The sequence below is a fragment of the Dyella sp. genome (assembly GCF_036746095.1).
Taxonomy (GTDB): Bacteria; Pseudomonadota; Gammaproteobacteria; order Xanthomonadales; family Rhodanobacteraceae; genus Dyella_B.
On sequence record NZ_DAIOEU010000039.1, the window covers coordinates 16,810 to 35,564 of the forward strand.

19 protein-coding genes are annotated in these 18,755 nt (G+C 61.7%); 9 read left to right on the forward strand and 10 right to left on the reverse strand.

Going from position 1 to position 18,755, the window contains the following annotated elements:
• Positions 1 to 45 precede the first annotated feature (45 nt).
• The 3 genes from hisA to hisIE are packed head-to-tail and all read left to right on the forward strand — an operon-like array spanning position 46 to position 2,184.
• Positions 46 to 774, forward strand: coding sequence for a 1-(5-phosphoribosyl)-5-[(5-phosphoribosylamino)methylideneamino]imidazole-4-carboxamide isomerase (gene hisA, locus V7M64_RS15170; protein WP_333680193.1), 729 nt, complete (start codon positions 46 to 48; stop codon positions 772 to 774).
• Positions 768 to 1,559: an imidazole glycerol phosphate synthase subunit HisF gene (gene hisF, locus V7M64_RS15175; protein WP_333680194.1), complete on the forward strand. Its 792-nt coding sequence runs from the start codon at positions 768 to 770 to the stop codon at positions 1,557 to 1,559. Before hisA ends, hisF begins: the two co-directional genes overlap by 7 nt.
• On the forward strand, positions 1,552 to 2,184 hold the full coding sequence (gene hisIE / locus V7M64_RS15180) for a bifunctional phosphoribosyl-AMP cyclohydrolase/phosphoribosyl-ATP diphosphatase HisIE (protein WP_333680195.1): 633 nt from the start codon (positions 1,552 to 1,554) through the stop codon (positions 2,182 to 2,184). The genes hisF and hisIE overlap by 8 nt, the downstream gene beginning before the upstream one ends.
• A 91-nt stretch (positions 2,185 to 2,275) precedes the next feature.
• Here hisIE and V7M64_RS15185 read toward each other — a convergent pair whose 3' ends face one another.
• The 4 genes from V7M64_RS15185 to V7M64_RS15200 form a co-directional block, all read right to left on the reverse strand.
• Positions 2,276 to 3,298, reverse strand: coding sequence for a C13 family peptidase (locus V7M64_RS15185; RefSeq protein ID WP_333680225.1), 1,023 nt, complete (start codon positions 3,296 to 3,298; stop codon positions 2,276 to 2,278).
• A gap of 19 nt (positions 3,299 to 3,317) precedes the next feature.
• Positions 3,318 to 4,004 (reverse strand): acireductone synthase, encoded by a 687-nt coding sequence (gene mtnC / locus V7M64_RS15190; RefSeq protein ID WP_333680196.1) that lies wholly within the window; start codon positions 4,002 to 4,004, stop codon positions 3,318 to 3,320.
• A gap of 134 nt (positions 4,005 to 4,138) precedes the next feature.
• Entirely contained in the window at positions 4,139 to 4,699 is a 561-nt protein-coding gene (locus tag V7M64_RS15195) for an acireductone dioxygenase (RefSeq protein WP_333680197.1), read from the reverse strand.
• A 230-nt stretch (positions 4,700 to 4,929) separates the two neighbouring features.
• The gene (locus tag V7M64_RS15200) at positions 4,930 to 5,610 is read right to left on the reverse strand and encodes a methylthioribulose 1-phosphate dehydratase (protein ID WP_333680198.1); all 681 of its coding nucleotides are present in this window, start codon (positions 5,608 to 5,610) and stop codon (positions 4,930 to 4,932) included.
• Between the two features lie 156 nt (positions 5,611 to 5,766).
• Here V7M64_RS15200 and V7M64_RS15205 point away from each other — a divergent pair, with 156 nt between their 5' ends.
• Positions 5,767 to 6,099, forward strand: coding sequence for a high-potential iron-sulfur protein (locus tag V7M64_RS15205; protein ID WP_333680200.1), 333 nt, complete (start codon positions 5,767 to 5,769; stop codon positions 6,097 to 6,099).
• A gap of 411 nt (positions 6,100 to 6,510) precedes the next feature.
• Here V7M64_RS15205 and V7M64_RS15210 read toward each other — a convergent pair whose 3' ends face one another.
• The 3 genes from V7M64_RS15210 to V7M64_RS15220 all read right to left on the reverse strand — a co-directional run bounded on the left by V7M64_RS15210 (position 6,511) and on the right by V7M64_RS15220 (position 10,727).
• Positions 6,511 to 7,983 carry an amino acid permease gene (locus V7M64_RS15210; RefSeq protein ID WP_333680202.1) on the reverse strand — a complete coding sequence of 491 codons (1,473 nt, stop codon included), beginning with the start codon at positions 7,981 to 7,983 and terminating at the stop codon, positions 6,511 to 6,513.
• Between the two features lie 78 nt (positions 7,984 to 8,061).
• Positions 8,062 to 9,546: an amino acid permease gene (locus V7M64_RS15215; RefSeq protein ID WP_333680204.1), complete on the reverse strand. Its 1,485-nt coding sequence runs from the start codon at positions 9,544 to 9,546 to the stop codon at positions 8,062 to 8,064.
• A 203-nt stretch (positions 9,547 to 9,749) separates the two neighbouring features.
• Positions 9,750 to 10,727, reverse strand: coding sequence for a transporter (locus V7M64_RS15220; protein WP_333680206.1), 978 nt, complete (start codon positions 10,725 to 10,727; stop codon positions 9,750 to 9,752).
• A 214-nt stretch (positions 10,728 to 10,941) separates the two neighbouring features.
• Between V7M64_RS15220 and V7M64_RS15225 the strand changes: the two genes are divergently transcribed.
• On the forward strand, positions 10,942 to 11,406 hold the full coding sequence (locus V7M64_RS15225; protein WP_333680227.1) for an NUDIX hydrolase: 465 nt from the start codon (positions 10,942 to 10,944) through the stop codon (positions 11,404 to 11,406).
• A 109-nt stretch (positions 11,407 to 11,515) separates the two neighbouring features.
• Here V7M64_RS15225 and V7M64_RS15230 read toward each other — a convergent pair whose 3' ends face one another.
• The 3 genes from V7M64_RS15230 to parE form a co-directional block, all read right to left on the reverse strand.
• A complete protein-coding gene (locus V7M64_RS15230; RefSeq protein WP_333680207.1) occupies positions 11,516 to 12,037 on the reverse strand; it encodes a 3-hydroxyanthranilate 3,4-dioxygenase in 522 nt (173 codons plus the stop codon).
• 49 nt (positions 12,038 to 12,086) lie between these two features.
• On the reverse strand, positions 12,087 to 12,845 hold the full coding sequence (locus V7M64_RS15235; RefSeq protein WP_333680209.1) for a hypothetical protein: 759 nt from the start codon (positions 12,843 to 12,845) through the stop codon (positions 12,087 to 12,089).
• A 184-nt stretch (positions 12,846 to 13,029) separates the two neighbouring features.
• A complete protein-coding gene (gene parE, locus V7M64_RS15240) occupies positions 13,030 to 14,919 on the reverse strand; it encodes a DNA topoisomerase IV subunit B (RefSeq protein ID WP_333680210.1) in 1,890 nt (629 codons plus the stop codon).
• Positions 14,920 to 15,460: 541 nt separating this feature from the next.
• On the opposite strand from parE, the gene pxpB reads away from it, so the two are divergent.
• From pxpB to V7M64_RS15260, 4 genes are all read left to right on the forward strand, one after another.
• Complete coding sequence (gene pxpB / locus V7M64_RS15245) at positions 15,461 to 16,144, forward strand: 5-oxoprolinase subunit PxpB (RefSeq protein ID WP_333680211.1); 684 nt, start codon at positions 15,461 to 15,463, stop codon at positions 16,142 to 16,144.
• A gap of 155 nt (positions 16,145 to 16,299) precedes the next feature.
• Positions 16,300 to 17,271, forward strand: coding sequence for a biotin-dependent carboxyltransferase family protein (locus V7M64_RS15250; protein ID WP_333680212.1), 972 nt, complete (start codon positions 16,300 to 16,302; stop codon positions 17,269 to 17,271).
• An 8-nt stretch (positions 17,272 to 17,279) separates the two neighbouring features.
• A complete protein-coding gene (locus V7M64_RS15255; RefSeq protein WP_333680213.1) occupies positions 17,280 to 18,056 on the forward strand; it encodes a 5-oxoprolinase subunit PxpA in 777 nt (258 codons plus the stop codon).
• Between the two features lie 13 nt (positions 18,057 to 18,069).
• On the forward strand, positions 18,070 to 18,753 hold the full coding sequence (locus V7M64_RS15260; protein ID WP_333680214.1) for a DUF969 family protein: 684 nt from the start codon (positions 18,070 to 18,072) through the stop codon (positions 18,751 to 18,753).
• Positions 18,754 to 18,755: the final 2 nt, after the last annotated feature.

The window sequence follows — 18,755 nt, forward strand, 5'->3', positions numbered from 1 at the left end:
GACAAGCATGAGTGTTCTGTTTACATAGTAAAAGAGCCGATCAGCATGAACTTTGAAGTGATTCCAGCCATCGACCTGCGCGGCGGCCAGGTGGTCCGCCTGCGCCAGGGCGATTACGCGCAAGAAACACAGTACGCGCCGTCACCGAGCGACCTGGCGGCGACATATGCGCAAGCCGGTGCGCGCTGGCTGCACGTGGTGGATCTCGACGGTGCGCGTGCCGGCAACCTGGCCAATCTTTCGGTGATCGAAGCGCTGGCCAAGGCCGGCATGCAGGTGCAGGCGGGGGGCGGGGTGCGTGCTGAGGATGACGTGCGCCGGCTGTTCGATGCCGGCGTCCGCCGCGTCGTGGTGGGCAGCGTGGCCATTCGCGAACCCGAACGCGTAGCGCAGTGGTTGAACACGCATGGTGCGGAGCATTTCACCGTCGCGCTGGATACGCGTCGTCGCGACAACGCCTGGACGCTGCCGAGCGCGGGTTGGACGGAGGACGAAGCGCGTACCCTGGACGAGCTGGCGCCATGGTATGCCGCACGCGGAGCACATCATCTGTTGTGCACGGATATCGAGCGCGACGGCATGCTGGCCGGCTTCAATCTGGAGCTTTATCGCCATCTGGCGCAAACGGTTCCGCAGTTGGCCGTGCAGGCGTCGGGTGGCGTGCGTTCGCTGGACGACATCCGCGCGGCGCGTGATGCTGGCGCGCGCGGCGTGATCCTTGGGCGCGCCCTGCTGGAAGGGCGCTTTACGCTGGAGGGCGCGTTAGCATGTTGAGTCGCCGCATCATTCCCTGCCTGGACGTACGCGATGGCAAGGTCGTCAAAGGCGTGCGTTTTCGCGATCACGTGGTGATGGGTGAGATCGTCGAACTGGCGTTGCGCTATCGCGATGAAGGCGCTGATGAGCTGGTGTTTTACGACATCACCGCCAGCCCCGAAGGACGCAGCGTGGATCGCGGCTGGGTGGAACGCGTAGCGCGGGAAATCGACATTCCGTTCTGCGTGGCAGGTGGCATCCGTTCGGTCACGGATGCGCGCGAGGTATTGCATGCCGGTGCAGACAAGGTATCGGTCAACTCGCCTGCGCTCGAACGCCCGGAACTGATCGATGAATTGGCCGATGCCTTCGGCGTGCAATGCGTGGTGGTGGGCATCGATTCCATGCGCGATGCCGATGGCGAATGGCGCGTGCGCCAGTACACCGGCGATCCGTCCAAGACGCGCCCATTGGCTCGGCGCACGCTGGACTGGATGGTCGAAGCGCAGCGCCGGGGTGCCGGCGAGATCGTGCTCAACTGCATGGATACGGATGGCGTGCGCCAGGGGTACGACCTGGCGCAGCTGGCAGCGGCACGCAAGGTGTGCACCGTGCCGCTGATCGCATCGGGTGGGGCTGGCGACAAGCAGCATTTTCGCGACGCATTCACGCAGGCTCGTGTTGATGGTGCTTTGGCGGCCAGCGTTTTCCACGGTGGCACCATCGCCATTCCCCAGCTCAAGCAGTATTTGCGGCAGGAAGGCATCGTCATTCGATTGCAAGAGACAGCCAACCATGAGTGAAATAGTGAACGGCTTCGATGCGCTTGACCTGAGCCAGATCGATTGGGATAAATCGGATGGACTGGTGCCCGTCATCGTGCAGCACTGGTTGACGGGCGAGGTGCTGATGCTCGGTTATATGGACCAGAAAGCGTTGGCCCTTACGCAGACCAGCAGCAAGGTGACCTTCTACAGCCGCAGCAAGCAACGCCTATGGACCAAGGGTGAAAGCTCGGGCCACGTCCTGCATTTGAAGTCGATTCGCGTGGATTGCGATGGCGATACCTTGCTGGTGATGGCCGATCCGCATGGACCGACGTGCCACCTCGGTACGCGCAGCTGCTTCGGTAATGAAGTGCGTCCGCCGCTGGGGTTTCTGGCGCAACTGGATGCGCTAGTGGAAAGCCGCAAGAACGAGATGCCCGAAGGTAGCTACACCACCAAATTGTTCGACAACGGCACGCGGCGGATTGCGCAGAAAGTGGGCGAGGAAGGCGTAGAGACGGCGCTTGCTGCAGTCGCGCAAGGCGACGAGGAGCTGCTGGGCGAAGCGGCGGATTTGGTGTTCCATCTCACCGTGTTGTTGCGCGCGCGCGGATTCGGGCTTGCTGATGTAGCGCAGGTGCTGGTGGAGCGGCACGGGTAGGGCGATGCCTAGGCTGGGATGAAATCCCAGCGTCAGGACGCTTGCATGAAAGCTGGGATTGTCATCCCGGCCCGCATTCCCGCGGGAAAGATCATGGTGTTGCCGTACTCGCACCGCTTGCCGACGGCGGCGGTGGCACGAACGGCACGGGCGGTCCTGGCGTCACTTCCTTGCGCCACGCAGCGAGCTGCTGCGCTATGCCCGCGCCAACATCCACCTGCGGCTCGGATGGCGTGAGCTTGTCCTGCTGTTCCCAATTGGATATATCGCGTTTGGCGAGCTGGAACGCATCGACGAAGTCGTCCGTTTTATTCAGCGCGTCCACGAGCCACGCTTTGCCGAAATAGGTAATGTCGGAATCGCTGCCGCAGCCGAACGAGCTGCGGTTCGTGCGTGCTGCCGTCAGCACCAGCGTGCCGGCGCCGCGCAGCTCGGGCACGAAGCCACCGGAATAGCAGGCGTTCACCACCACCACTTTCCATCTGAACTGGCGTTTTTTGAGAATGCCGGCGAGGTCGGGCGCGCCGATCTGGTCCAGCGGCAGCGGATCCATGTCGACCAGCAAATTGTGGTCTTCATCGCCGTGCGAGGTCATGTAGAGCACCAGGATGTCCTGGTCGGGTTTCATCACCGCAGCGAGTTGATCCAGCGTGGCTTCGAGGTTGCTCCAACTGGCCAGCGGATGCGATTGCAAGGTGGCGGGATTGTTTTCCAGCACCAGCGCGTGCGCAGTAGGGCCGAAGCGTTGGGTAAACAGTTGGGCGGCGTATTCGGCTTCGTTGCGGAAGACATCTTCGCCGGCGTCGCCGGCGAAGGTGACCAGGTAGAGATTGGTTTTGTCGGGTACGCGCGGCGACAGTTTCGAAACGGCCTGTCTGACCATGTTCGGCTGCGAGTAAATCACCTGTTCCGGCGAGGGACCTTGGCTGGGCCAATTGTCGTTGTCGTTGTTGTCATCCGTATCGCTGCTGGAGGAAGCGGGCGCCGGCGAGGCGCTGCTGCTGGCCGCCACGCCCGGTGGTTCCGGATTGGGCGGCGGGCGGTGGCCGGTGACCAGCAACATCACCAGCACGCCGGCGGCGAAGGAAAGCAGGGCGGTCAGTAGGGTGCGCATGCGCATGGTGGGTTCACGCTCAGGGCTGGATGGCGTCGAAGCTGGTATAGGCAGGATGCTTGGGCCGGGGCGGCATCTCCAGGGGCGGTCGTAGCAGCCAGCCGGTGCGCAGCCCGGCGGCGCGTGCGGCATCCAGCTCCTGCTCGATGTCGGACAGGAACAGCACGTGTTCGGGCCGCTCGCCGATCGCTTCCACGATGCGCTGATAGGAGGCTTGTTCGCGCTTGGGACCGGTCTCGGTATCGAAGTAGCCGGCGAACAGCGGGGTGAGGTCGCCGGACTCGCTGTAGCGGAAGAACAGCTTCTGCGCCGGCACCGAGCCGGAGGAATACACGTAAAGATGCAGCCCTTCGCCGCGCCAGGCGTGCAGGCGCGCCGCCACGTCCGGATACAGGTGTGCGCGGTATTCGCCGGCTTCGTAGCCTTCCCGCCAGATCATGCCCTGCAGGGCCTTGAGGGCAGTGGATTTGCGGTCTTCGTCGATCCAGCGCAGCAGCAGCTCGATGATTTCCTGCCGGGTCGCTTCGACGATATCCGCTTCCTTGGCCGCCTCGTGCAGCCAATGCTGCACTTCGGGCGTGTCGCCGTGGGTTTCCACATAGGCTGGCAGGCGTCGGCGGGCATAGGGGAACAGCACGTCCTTGACGAAACGGATCGAGCTGGTGGTTCCTTCGATGTCGGTGACGATGGCGCGGATGGCGGTCATGGGAGCGGCCGGGGGATGGGGCTCCCAAGCTTAGCGTGGGCTTGCGCGGGTGCAAGCGGTTGATTTCGTGGGCTGGGATGCAAATCCCAGCATGGCCATGCCGATGCGTCTGGAAGCTGAGTGGATGCCGCGGTTTACACCACGGCCGCCAGGGGCTGCATCCGTGGAAACTGTTCCGCGATATCCGAGCCGGTGAAATTGGCGACCCAGCCTTCCTTGTTGGTGAACAGGCGGATCGCCACGAAATACGGCGACTCGCTCATGTCGAACCAGTGGCGCGTGCCGTCCGGCACGCCGATCAGGTCACCCTGTTCGCACAGCACGTCATAGACCTTGCCGTCGATGTGCAGGGTGAACTGGCCCGCGCCGGCAACGAAGAAACGCACTTCGTCTTCGCTGTGCGTGTGTTCGCCCAGGAATTTCTGGCGTAGCGTGGCGCGGTCGGGGTGATCCGGCGTCAGGCTGATCACGTCGACGGATTGATAGCCCTCTTCGCGCATCAGGCGGTCGATATCCGCGCGATAGGCGGCGATGACTTCGTCCTGGCTGGCGCCGGGCGCCACCGGCTGGTTGGCTGCCCATTGCTCGAAGCGTACGCCAACCTTCCCGAGTTCGCGAGTGATGCTCGCGTGATCCTTGTGCACCGAGAGCGGTTCTTGCGGATGACGCTCGTCGAAAATTCGCAGGCGGCTCATGCGTTCAGTCTCCAGGGTCTGCTTAGGGTTTCAGCATAGCCCGCGTTGTCACGGTGCGTCCGCCAGGTGGCAGTGCGCGGCGCAGCGCTTGCCTGGCTGGCAAGCCAAGCTGCGCGCTGCCGCATGGTGGACGCACCGTGACAACCCGAAGGGCCGGGTCTGTTTGCTCGCCGGGCCGCGTCCTCTCTCAGTTGCATATCGACATACACGCCTTCGTTACTCCTTGTCCGTCAGGCAAACAGATCCCGGCGTGGGCCATGCTGAGACCCTAGGCAGACCCTAAGATCGAGTTCGCAGCCGAGCAGGAATTCCAGCGCCTCCAGATGGCGGCGCGCTTCGGCCATGTCATGACCCCAGGTGTAGATGCCGTGGCCATTGATCAAGTAGGCGTGCAGGGGTTTGCCGGCGTCGATCCAGGCATCCACTTGTGCGACCAGTTCGGGCATGTGTTGCGTGTTGGGGAACACCGGAATGTTCAACACGCTTTCGTGCGTGGTGTGGCCGCGGATCGCTTTTTGCAGTTCCCAGCCTTCCAGCCGGATTACGCCGTTGGCGGCGAACAGGCGCGAGGCCACGCTTTGCGTGCGCGAGTGCGTATGCAGCACCACATTCACCTCGGGCCAGCGGCGATATACCTGCGTGTGCAACTCGGTTTCCGCACTGGGACGCGAGGCGGTGCCGACGGCCTTGCCTTGCATGTCCACCAGCATGATGTCGTCGCGGCTGAGCTTGCCTTTGTCGCGTCCGGAGATTGTTATCGCTGCGTGATCGCTGTCTACGCGCATGGAAAAATTACTGCTGGTCGCAGGTGTCCAGCCGTGTTGCGCAAGTTCGCGCGCCGTGTCGGCAATAGCGTCGGCCCGCTCGTGGAAAAGCGCGGCGGGAATGGAGGCGGGCAGGGCTTGGCTCATGGCAAATGGACGTCCAAATGAGCGGCGACTATAGCATGGCAGGGAAAGCGCCAAATGCGAGTTATTCGCGAAAAGGCTCCGGCAGGAGGCATGGCGTTAGGATGCGAAAAGCATCGCCGCAGTCCCCGCGGCGAACAACGTGCCATGAGGGTGGTTATGTCAGAACCAAAAGATATCGAATCACGCCGTCGTTTCCTCAAGTTTGCTGCCGGCACTGCTGCCGCAGCGGCGCTGGTGAGCGGGTTGCCGCGCGTCGCGCGCGCCGATGATATGCCGCATGTTTCCGATGCCGACCCAACGGCCAAGGCGCTCGGCTACGTCGAGGATGCTTCGACAACGAAAGATCCGAAGCACCACGCGGGCGATACGTGCGCCAATTGCCAGTTCTACTCGGGCGGTCCGACGGGTTATGGTCCGTGCCAGTTGTTCCCCGGCAAAGCCGTGTCGGCGAAGGGCTGGTGTATCTCGCACACCGCCAAGCAAGCCTGACACGTTGCCTGATACCAGCAAGGCCGGCCTCGCGCCGGCCTTTTTGTTTGCGCGAATGCGTCCAAAAAACGGACGCATAAAAAAACGCCTGTGCGAGACAGGCGTTTGTAAAAAGAAACGAAGGGGTGTTGCTGAAAGGTGCTTCCCGGCGCATCAGGACGAGGAGCTAACTGGCCTGATGCGCCGGGTCGCGATCCGGGGCCCACTGCCAAGTGATCAACCCACGGGCCACTGATGATACTCCGGTTGGCCGAAATGGGGCGGGCTGGGGTAGGAAATTTGTGTGGACTGAAAAAAATATTCTTATAATTCAATAGATTGGGCAATAAAACGGCGAATCTACATTCGATTCATTAAAAGACCGTTAGCGACTAATGGATGGCTGATTCCTGGCGTTCCCCGAAGATTGCGTCAAATTGCCGGCGTTCGGCTCTTTATCGAATCATTGGCGCGCCGCAGGTGACTATGGCGAACCCCATAGGTGAAATAAATCGCAAAGCCGAACAGGGTCCAGACCACCATCAGCGCCCAGTTGTACCAGCCCATGGTGGCAAGCAGCGCCCCGCAGCTGAGGGTGCCGGCGATGCATACGAAGTGCGCCCATGGCACGCGGAACGTACGCGGCAGCTCCGGCGCGGTATAGCGCAGGATCAGCACGCCGACGCACACGGCCGCGAAAGCGATCAATGTGCCCATGGAGGTGAGGTCCGCCAGTACGCCAAGCGGAAACAACGCCGCGAGTATCGCGATGCCAAAACCCGTGATGAGCGTGTTCAGATGCGGCGTGCGATAGCGCGGATGGATACGGCTGAACACCGTCGGCAGCAGACCATCGCGCGACATGATCATGAAGATACGCGGCTGCGCAATGATCATCACCAGGATCACCGACGACAGGCCGATCATCGCGCCGATCTCCACGATCAACCTCAGCCAGCCGAGCTCGGGATGCGCCTTGATGGCGGTGACCACGGGCTCATCGGTGCCCAGTTGGGTGTACGGGATCAGGCCGGTCAACACCGCGGCCATGGCCAGATAAAGCACGGTGCAAATCACCAGCGACACCAATGTGCCGAATGGCAGATCGCGCTGCGGGTTTTTACATTCCTGCGCGGCGGTGGAGGTGGCTTCGAAGCCGATGTAGGCGAAGAACACCATGCCTGCGCCACGCATGATGCCGGCCCAGCCGTATTTATGTCCGCCTTGCGATTCGGGAATGAAGGGGTGCCAGTTGGCGGTATCGATGTAGCGATAGCCCGCCACCACTACGATCACAATCAGGCCAACTTTGAGCAGCACCATCAGGAAATTGATGCCTGAAGATTCCCGGATGCCGATGTAGCAAACCCATGTAAGCGCCAGCACGATGGCGACCGCCGGCAGGTTGAACAGATTGCCGGTGGCGACCAGGTGGCCGTTGGAAAAATCGAGCGGGGCTCCAGTCAATGCGGCGGGCAGGTGAAGACCGGCGTGATCGAGCAGGCTGGTGAAATAGCCAGTCCAGCTCACCGCGACGGCTGACGCGGAGATGGCGTATTCCAGCACCATGTTCCAACCGATGAACCAGGCGACCAGTTCGCCCAGCGTGGCATAGGCATAGGAATAGGAACTGCCGGAAATCGGGATCAGCGTGGCGAACTCGCAATAACACAGCGCAGTGAAGCCGCTGCAGATCGCCGCCAGAATGAAAGAGATGAGTACGGCCGGCCCCGCATTATCAGCGGCTGCCTGACCCGTCACGACGAAAATGCCGGTGCCGATGACGGCGCCGATGCCTAGTGCGGTAATGCCCCAGGGACCAAGTGTTCGCCGCAAGCTCGGCCCGTGCCCGGTATCGGTATCGTCAGAAAAATCGGTTTTGCGGGCGAACAGCTGTTTCAGCATACGATTCCCTGAAAGAAAGCCGGCACGGTGTGGCTCACCGTGCCGGATCAGATTCACTTTATGACGCGGCGCGCAACCTCAGGCAGGTTCGGTGCCGTTGGCCAGATGACTCTTGCGGCGGCCGTAGAGGTAATAGACCACCAGGCCGACGATACCCCAGCCGAAGAAGACGGCCAGCGTCCTGGCTGGCAGGTTGACGAAAAGCAGCAGGCAACCAAGCACGGCGAGCGGGCATACCAGCCACGCCAGTGGCGTGCGGAACGGACGCTTGCGATCGGGTTGCTTCACGCGCAGCACCATGACGCCGATGGCCACCATCATGAAGGCGAACAGCGTGCCCGAATTGGTGATGTCGGCAAGTTGGCCCACAGGATAGATGGCGCCGAACAGCGACACGAACAGGCCGGTGGTCAGTGTGATCACGTGCGGTGTGTGGAAACGTGGATGGATCTTGGCGAACGATGCGGGGAGCAGGCCATCGCGCGCCATGGTGAAGAAGATGCGGGTCTGGCCGTACGTCATGGTGAGAATCACCGAAGGCAGCGCAATGCTGGCTGCTGCGCCGATCACGTCACCCCACCAATTGTGGTGCAGCAGGCGCAGGGCATGCGCAAGCGCTTCCTTGCTGCAGACCAGTGCGGCAGAGCCATTGCAGGCTTCCGCCATGCCCGGCGTGCCAGGCTGCAGCACCGCACCGCCCGGACCGGTCACCGGCTGCGCACCCACCGCACCAATCGCGCCATAGCTCACCAACAAGTAATAGACGGTGCAGATGCCGAGCGAACCAATCAGGCCGATGGGAATGTTTCGGTTGGGATTCTTGGTTTCCTCGGCGGCGGTGGAAACGGCATCGAAACCTATATAGGCGAACACGATGGAGGCGGCAGCCCCCAGCACGCCAATGCCGCCCATCGGACTGCCCCAGCCATTGGGAGTGAAGGGATGGAAGTTGGTGTCCTGCACCCTTGGCAGGGCGATGACGATGAAGACAGTCAAGGCGATGACCTTGATCAGCACCAGGATCGAATTGACCTTCGCCGACTTCGACGTACCGATGATCAGCAGAAAAGTAATCAGGGCGCCGATAAGGAAGGCCAGCAGATTGAATGCGCCACCGTCCATCGGACCTGCGCGCAGGAAGGCTGGCAAGCCGAGTCCATGATTGGCGAGCAGGCCGTTCATGTAGCCGGACCAGCCCACGCACACGGTGCTGGCCGCGATCGTGTATTCAAGCACCAGCGCCCAGCCGACGACCCAGGCCAGGCCTTCGCCGAGCACGCCGTACGTGTAGGTATAAGCGGAACCGGCCACCGGCACCATCGATGCGAGTTCCGCGTAGGCCAGCGCGGCCAGTGCGCAGACGATGGCGGCAATGACGAACGAGACCATCATGCCGGGACCGGCTTTCTGGCCTGCTTCGGCAGTAAGCACGAAGATGCCGGTGCCGATGATCGCACCCATGCCGAGCATGGTGAGCTGGAATGCGCCAAGCTGTCGAGTGAGGCCCTTTTTTTCGGCCGTGGCGAGAATCTGATCGAGTGGCTTGACGCGTTTGAATAGCATTGAGTGGTCCCCGTGAGAACGAACTGCCTCGTTTAATCGACACCTTTAAGAATCAGCCCGCAGGCCCGAGGCATCGGCGAACCATAGCCCAGCGGAGGGCGATGGTACAAGCTGCATTGCAGTTCGAATCACGAGGTGTGAATCACTCCGACACCGTTTTCCCGACGCCGGATGGCACTTGTGTTTTCTGCGCTGATCGTCCTTCAGAACACCATGTTGAAGGCCGCCATGGGGGTCATGAATGCATCATTGTTGCGTCCGGCAAAACTGAATTGCACGCCGGCGATCAGGCCGAAGCGATCATTGAAGTTGTACTCCACCGCGGGCGCCAGGCTGTACACGTGCTGCACCGGATCGCGGCGCGAAAACGGCGCGATGTTTTCGCCTTTCCCTTGCACGCCATGCAACTGCGAAGCTGAGCTGCGGTTATAGGTCAGATCCAGCGCAAGCGCCCATTTCGAGTCGATGCTGTATTCCACTGCGGTGGAGATACCGAACGCACTGCCCAGGCGAATGCCGCCGTGAAAATCCTGCGGCGTGCCGTAAGCGCTTGTGCCTTTCACGTCGACGTGGCTGGGAGGGAGCGAGTAGGAGATTGACGCGCGAAAGCGCAGGGGGCGACCGTTGGGCAGCCAAGCGTACTGCTGGGCCAGCAGCGAGAAGGTATCGACGTGCGCACCGTTGCCGGTGGCATTGAGTGGGTTTTCGTTGAGCTTGTCATAGCTACCGGTGGGAAATCGGTGCGTGTAGCGCACGGCCAGTGCCGGCGTGGTGCGTTGTTCGTTGTGCGTAAGCAACTGATATTGGCCGCCGATGGAGGTATCTGTGGCACCCCAGCCATCTGTGCGCATGCCAGCGGACATGGCGTGTGCCATGCCAACGGATGCAGTCAGCATGAAGCGGTCGGTGACGCTGTAGGTGATTGGCACCAGCGTCTGCCACTGGTACGTGCTGTTGTCTTTGGCTTGCGTATCGCCGCGGTCGTCGTAAGAGTCTGCGCTCTTGTAGTACATGAGATAGGGCTCAATATTCCATGTTCCCTTGGATGGAACGTTCGGGCTTGCAGTGAGCAGCGGTCCGGTGAGGTTGATATCCGAATCGGCGGCGCTGGCTTGTGCGCACCAGCCGACGGAAGCGAACAACAATGCGAGGGTCGTATGTTTCAGGCCAAATCGTTGCATGGAAAAAGTCTCGATCGCGGGGAATAAGAAGACGCCGTAGGTGCGCGCCGACACTCGATCGAAACTAAAAGAAGGGGGCGCAGTTGAACCATCGGATTACTTTTAAAATCCATCCACGTTGAACATGTTCATTGAGGAAATGCACGTGAACTTGCAACAGGCCTTGCAGCGCTACAGCGAAATCTTTCCCTGCGATCCACACGCAACGGCGTTTTTGGATTTTCTTGAGAAAGCGGAGCGGCCGTTCGATCGCGAGCATGCGCCGGGACACTTCACGGGCTCGGCGTGGCTGGTGAGCAGCGATGGCAAGCGTGTGTTGTTGACCCACCACCGCAAGTTGCGGCGTTGGCTGCAATTGGGTGGCCACGCGGACGGTGACAACGATCTTGCTGCGGTGGCGTTGCGTGAAGCGGAAGAGGAATCAGGCTTGCAAGGTTTGACCGTCGAACCCGGTATTTTTGATGTCGACCGGCACTGGATACCGGAACGCAAGCATGAGCCTGGGCATTGGCATTACGACGTGCGTTATGTCGTGCGTGCGGGTGAAGATGAAAAATTCGCGGTCAGTGAAGAATCGCTGGAGCTTGCCTGGGTGGCGATACGCGAGCTGGTGGGCGCGGACGACACTGATGAATCGCTACGCCGCATGGCGAAAAAGTGGCTGGCGTGCGCTGTTTGAACGTGCGGTTGCGTTTTTGCCTCATGGTCGTCATTCCCGCGAAAGCGGGAATGACGACCACAAAGGAGCATGCGTTTTCATGACAACCCGTACCCCGTGAAGGGAAGGGTTAGCCGTAACGCGCCGGCGCTGGATTGAGATGCCCGCAAGCCTTGCACGTACGCACTTCTTTCGAAGCATAGAAACGATCGAACACTGGCGGGAAATCGGCTTCTATGCTCTGCAGAAAAAAATATTCCTCGTACAGCTTGTGATTGCATCGCTCGCAAAACCACAGCAAGCCATCTTTCTCGTGCGCAAGCCGGCGGCGCTCGATCACCATGCCGATGGAGTCGGGCATGCGTTGCGGTGAATGCGGTACACGAGGCGGCAGGTAGAAGATCTCGCCTGCGCAGATGGGAATGTCGCGGGCAACGCCTTCGTACTGCACTTTCAGCACCATCTCGCCTTCGAGCTGGTAGAAGAACTCAGGGCCTTCGTCATGGTGATAGTCGGTGCGCGCGTTGGGGCCGCCGACGATCATGATGATGAAATCGCCATCGACAATGCATTTATTGCCAACGGGCGGCTTGAGCAAGTGGCGGTGTTCGTCGATCCAGCGTTGCAGGTCGAAGGGTGGTAGCAACGACATAAGCCCGATCCGGTGAAAAACCGGCCGTCACCATAACGCCGATGCGGCATCAGAGGGAAGATGCTGCACCCGCGACCTCGCTCACCGGCAGGAATTGCAGGAACTGGCCGCCAAAAAAGCTTTGTCCATAATCGATCACCGCACGTCGGTATTTTTCGGCAGTGAATTCCGCGACCAGGTCCGTGCGTCCGATGATGCCACCGAACAGGCGCTCAAAGCTGAGATTCTGGTTTTCGCCGGAAAGTGCATTGGAGAGCAGCAGTGGATGGCCGGCACTGTCTTTGCGCTGTGACAGTAGCCACATGGCGATCTCCACGTTGCGAGCGGCGTTGTAGACGCGTTGTGCGTCGAGTCCGTCGACAAGGTAGAAGACGTGCTTGCCGCCGTGCGCGGTGACCAGCATGTCGCCGATGCCATAGATGAAGGTGGCGACGCGATCTCCCTTGAAGTGCGGGTCGAGCGCCAATGCCATCGCCTTCGTGTCGCGCGCATCCAGCCCGGGCAGCGGTGTGCGCTGGTCGATGGCACGGCTTACCTGAGTCTCGGCCTCGTCGCGGCTGGCGGCTCCGCCCTTTTTCCATTCCGCGGGGTTGCGTTTGTAGAGCTTGTCCATCAGTAAATACAGCGCGTCGAGGTTGTTGCGCATCTCCAGGCTGGCCATGCGATTGGGATCGGACTGGATAAGCTGGCCCTTGGTGAGTTTCGCTTCGGGCACGATGTGGCCGTTGACGGGCGGGATGGGCTTGCAGCCTGCACAAGCCGCGGCAAGCAACGTCAGCCACCCTCTCACGTACTTCTTCTTTTTCATGCTTATGCGCCTATCCATGTGCGCAAAAAGATGCGCCGCTTGTGGCGGCGCATTGTGTTGGATGTTTCGTCGCGGCCCTATTCGGTGTTCGCCGTGCGATGGTGCAAGCGAATGCCGCCCGTAGATTGGGGTGGGCGAACGCGAACCCCAGTGTTGGCATTCATAGCGACGTGAGGCAGGAGGTTCACACCTCCAGCGTGGCCAAGTCGCCTTTTTCTTCCAGCCAGCTCTTGCGATCGGAAGCGCGTTTTTTCGCCAGCAACATATCCATCAGCTTGGCGGTGCCGTCATTGTCTTCCACGGTCAGCTGGACCAGGCGACGCGTATCGGGATGGATGGTGGATTCGCGCAGCTGCGCAGGATTCATTTCACCCAGGCCTTTGAAGCGGGTCACCGTGACCTGGCCCTTCATCTTCTCGCGCTCGATTTTCTGCAGCATGGCCTGCTTTTCGTTCTCGTCGAGGCAATAGAACACCTGCTTGCCCACGTCGACACGGAACAGCGGCGGCATCGCCACGAACACGTGGCCTTCGCGCACCAGGGCAGGGAAGTGGCGCAGGAAGAGCGCGCTGAGCAGGGTGGCGATGTGCAGGCCGTCGGAGTCGGCATCGGCCAGGATCACCACCTTGCCGTAGCGCAGGCCGGAGAGATCATCCTTGCCGGGGTCGCAGCCGATGGCCACGGCCAGGTTGTGCACTTCTTCGGAAGCCAGTACCGAGGTGGATTCCACTTCCCAGGTGTTGAGGATCTTGCCGCGCAGCGGCAGGATCGCCTGGAACTCCTTGTCGCGTGCCTGCTTGGCGCTGCCGCCGGCCGAATCGCCTTCCACCAGGAACAGTTCGGTCCGGGTGAGGTCGGTGGCGGTGCAGTCGGCCAGCTTGCCGGGCAGGGCGGGGCCCTGGGTGATTTTCTTGCGTACCACCTGCTTGGCGGCTTTCAGGCGTGCGCTGGCGCGTTCGATCGCCAGTTGCGCAATGCGTTCGCCCAGATCGACGTGCTGGTTCAACCAGAGGCTGAAAGCATCGTGTGCCACGCTTTCCACCAGTGCGGCGGCATTGCGCGAGGAAAGCCGTTCCTTGGTCTGGCCGGCGAATTGCGGATCCTGCAGCTTTGCCGACAGCACGAAAGCCAGTCGCTCCCACACATCTTCCGGCGCCAGCTTCACACCGCGCGGCAGCAGGTTGCGGATGTCGCAGAATTCGCGCACCGCATTGGTCAAGCCGCTGCGCAGGCCATTGACGTGCGTGCCGCCTTGCACGGTGGGAATCAGGTTGACGTAGCTTTCCTGCACCAGTTCGCCTTCCGGCAGCCAGGTGAGGGCGACATCGAGGCCTTCCGTGTCGCGCGCCACGTGATGCACGAACAATTCGGCCGGCAGGCACTCGGCGCCGTCGAGTTCGCCGCGCAGGTAGTCGCGCAGGCCGTCCTCGTAATACCACTCGCTGACTTCGCCGCTGGCTTCGTCGGTGAGCTTAACGTTGAGGCCGGCGCACAGCACCGCCTTGGCGCGCAACAGGTGCTTGAGCTTGGAGAGCGAGATCTTGGGCGAATCGAAGTATTTCGGATCGGCCCAGAAGCGCACGGTGGTGCCGGTCTTTTTCTTCGGCACCGTGCCGATGGTTTCCAGCGGCGTGGCGCGGTCGCCGTTGGCGAACGTCATGCGGTATTCGTTGCCATCGCGGCGGATGGTCACTTCCACCTTGTTCGACAGCGCGTTCACCACCGACACGCCCACGCCGTGCAAGCCGCCGGAAAAGTTGTAGTTCTTGCCGGAAAATTTGCCGCCCGCGTGCAGGCGCGTCAGGATCAGCTCGACGCCGGGGATGCCTTCTTCCGGGTGGATATCCACCGGCATGCCGCGGCCATCGTCGCTCACTTCCACCGAGCCGTCGGTATGCACGATCACTTCGATCGATTTGGCGTGGCCGGCCAGCGCCTCGTCGACCGAGTTGTCGATCACTTCCTGCGCCAAATGGTTCGGGCGCGTGGTATCGGTGTACATGCCCGGCCGGCGTTTGACGGGGTCTAGGCCGGAAAGAACTTCGATGTCGGCGGCGTTGTAGCGACTGCTCATGCGGGTGCTGGATACGGAAGTGAGCGCGGAGAATGGGTGGTCAGGCCGGGGAGGTCAAGCGGATGGTGTGGTTGAATGGCCTGGTTGGCCAGGCTGCGCCGGATCATAGCATTGGGGCTGCCGCCCACGGAGGGCGCAACCCGGTGCTTCGAGCTTAAGGCAACACTGAGTAAGTATCGACGTCGTCACCAGCCCTGCGGCATGCGGACAGACAGAGCTGGCCCCACATGCTGAATTTAAATGATTGGGTGATGTCTGGAAGGCCCGCAGGGTGTGCCGCGCGGCTTGGCAAGACGGCCAGCCTTCCCCGCGCCACGCGGCACACCCTGCGAGCCTTCCAGCCATCATGACGACGGCGATACTTGATCAGTGTTGCCTTAAGTATCGCCGGAAGCGCTTGCTCGTCATTCCAGCGAAAGCTGAATCCAGCGACTTTTGGGGTTGGAGGCACTGGGTTCCAGCTTTTGCTGGAATGACGGATTTGTGGCGGCAACTGGATTAAAGTCATCGACTGGATGACACGGAAAGGGTCTGGTCAAACATGCAAGCGGAGCCGTTGGCGGAAGACGCATGGCTGTTGCGTTTTGGCGACACCATCGACGCCGGCGTGAACGCGCGGGTGCTTGCTGCTGCGGCGAGGCTGCAAGCGGAGCTTGGCGATGTGGAATGCGTGCCAGCCTATGCGAGCCTGCTGTTGCGTTTCGACCCCGCGCGCTGGCTGGATGATGAGGGGCACTTTTCCGCTCGGTGCTTGCGCGATGCCATCGGCGCTGTCCTGCAATCATCAGGCGAACCGGAAACCGCATCGCGCGAGGTGACCATTCCCGTCTGCTATGGCGGAGCGGCAGGCGAGGACCTTCATGCTGTGGCGGCACATGCGCAGTTGTCGGCGGACGAGGTGATTGCCCGTCATACGGGCGTGACGTATCGCGTTGCGATGCTCGGCTTTGCGCCAGGCTTTCCTTACCTGCTTGGTCTTGATCCTGCGTTGGCCATGCCGCGGAGAAGCCATCCGCGCATACGGGTGCCCGCCGGCAGCGTGGCGATCGGTGGGCAACAAACCGGCATCTACCCGCAAGCGCTTCCCGGTGGCTGGCAATTGATTGGCCGCACGCCGTTGCGGCTGTTCGATGTGGCGGCGGAGCAGCCATCGCTGGTTCAACCGGGGGATTACGTGCGCTTTCAAGCGATCGACGAACGCGAATATCGTCGTAGGTTGGGGTGAGCGAATGCGAAGCCCAACATGCTCTTCCATGCATGCGGCGTTATATGGCCGTCATTCCCGCGAAAGCGGGCATCCATCTTCGCTTTTGCATCAGAGCAAGTGGATGCCCGCTTTCGCGGGAATGACGGCCATGCGGGTTGCATGGGCTTTCGGCAATGGCGATTGAGGTCATCAAGCCCGGCCTGCTCACCAGCCTGCAAGACGCGGGGCGCCGCGGTTATGCCGCGCTCGGCGTGGGGCGCGCGGGTGCGATGGATGAGCCAGCATGGCGGCTCGCCAATGCGCTGGTGGGCAATGCGGATGGTGAGGCTGCGTTGGAGATGACGCTTGGCGGCCCAACGTTGCGTTTTCATCAGCATGCGGTGGTTGCGGTGACGGGCGCGATCATCGATGCACGCGCAAACGGCCAGCCAGTACCGCTGTGGACAAGCTGCTTGCTGCCGGCCGGTACCGTGCTTCGTTTTGGTGGCATGCGTCACGGTTGCCGTAGCTATCTCGCCGTGCGCGGTGGTTTTGACAGCACGCCTGTGCTCGGCAGCCGCAGCACGGATCTGCACGCAAGCATTGGCGGCGCCATCAAGGCAGGCGATGTGTTGACGGTAGGCGGGCACACCGCGGCGCCGTGGTTCCGTTCCGGCACACAGATGCAGGCGCTGCGCTGGGGACCCGATCCGCAGCCTTGGTTGGATTATCCGCAGGGGCCGTTGGCGCTGATGCGTGGTCATCACTACGCTGCCCTCGACGATGCGTCGCAACGCGTGCTGTTCACGCAGCGCTTCGTGGTCAGCAAGGACAGCAACCGCACGGGCAATCGCCTGGATGGCACGCCGCTGCGTCTGCGCGAGACGCTTGAGTTGATCTCCGAGGCCACGCTGCCCGGCACCTTGCAATTGCCGCCTTCAGGACAGCCGATCCTGTTGCTGGCCGAGGCGCCGGTCACCGGCGGCTACCCGCGCATCGGGCAGCTTGCCGCCGTCGATCTTGCGCGCCTTGCGCAGCGCCGGCCGGGCGATGCCGTATATTTCCGCGAGACGTCCATGGAGGAGTCATGGCAGCGACTGCGCAAGCGCGAGGCATCCTTGCGGCAACTGCTCCAACGCATCGGACAAGGGCTGGAATCCACATAGGAATCTCTATGAAAAGAACTAGCTTCGCCAAGACCATCGATCTCAACAGCGACTTGGGCGAATCCTTCGGCGCCTGGCGCATGGGCAACGATGCGGCACTGCTTGCCATCGTCAGTTCGGCCAATATCGCGTGCGGATTTCACGGCGGCGATCCGGACATCATGCGCGGCACCGTGGCGATGGCGGTGGAGCACGATGTCGCCATCGGCGCCCACGTATCGCTGCCCGACTTGCAGGGTTTTGGCCGTCGCGAGATGGCCATCACGCCGAACGAGACCTATGCGCTCACGCTATATCAGATCGGCGCATTGCACGGATTCGCGCAGGCGGCAGGTACGCGGTTGAGCCATGTAAAACCGCATGGCGCGCTATACAACATGGCGGCACGCGACGCAAAGCTGGCGGCGGCGATCGCACGCGCGGTGCATGACTTCGATCCCGCACTGCGCTTGTTTGGCCTGGCGAACTCGGCGCTCGTCGATGCGGGCAAAGCCATCGGCATACCGGTGGCCGCTGAAGCGTTTGCCGATCGGCGTTATTGTGCCGACGGCACGCTGCAATCGCGACGCGAGGCGGATGCCGTGATCAAGGAAAGCGACGAAGCCATCGCACAGGCGATGGCGGTGGCGCGCGAAGGGCATGTGCGTGCAGTCGACGGCAGCATTGTTGCGTTGCAGGCCGATACCTTGTGCGTGCACGGCGATGGTGCGCATGCGGTGGATTTTGCACGCCAGCTGCGCGCCGCGCTGGAAGCGGCCGATATGGGTATCACACGCCCACATTGAACAAGGAACCGGGATGAACTACTGGCCACTGCTGGGTGTTGCCGTGATCGTCATCGGCTTTGCCGTGCGCTTCAATGCCGTTCCGGTGGTGGTTGGGGCGGCGCTCGTGAGCGGCTTGCTGGCCGGACTGCATCTGCCGGATCTGCTGGGGCTGTTGGGCAAGAGCTTTGAGTCCTCGCGCATGCTGTTGTTGTTCGTGCTCACCTTGCCTGCGATCGGCCTGCTCGAACATGCCGGATTGCGCGAACACGCCCAACGATGGATGGAGCAATTGCGAGGCCTTACCCTTGCGCGCCTGCTGATCGGTTATCTGGTGGTGCGCGAAGGATTGGCGATGCTGGGGCTCACTGGCGTCGCAGGGCCAGCGCAGACGGTGCGTCCGTTGCTGGCGCCAATGAGCGAGGCCGCTGCCGAAAAAATGCTTGCTGGCTTGAGCGACGCCGATCGGGACGATGTGCGCGCTGTCGCCGCCGCCACTGACAACATTGGCCGCTTCTTTGGCGAAGACGTGTTCATTGCCTTGGGCGCCGTGCTGTTGATTCAAGGGTTCTACGCGCAGCACGGCATCGAGCTTGCGCCGCTGTCCATCGCGCTGTGGGCATTGCCCACGGCGATTGCTGCATTCGTGATTCAGTCCGTACGCGTCTGGTTGTTTCAGCGCCGTCTCGCACGCCGCGCGCAGGCAACGGAAGCCTGAGC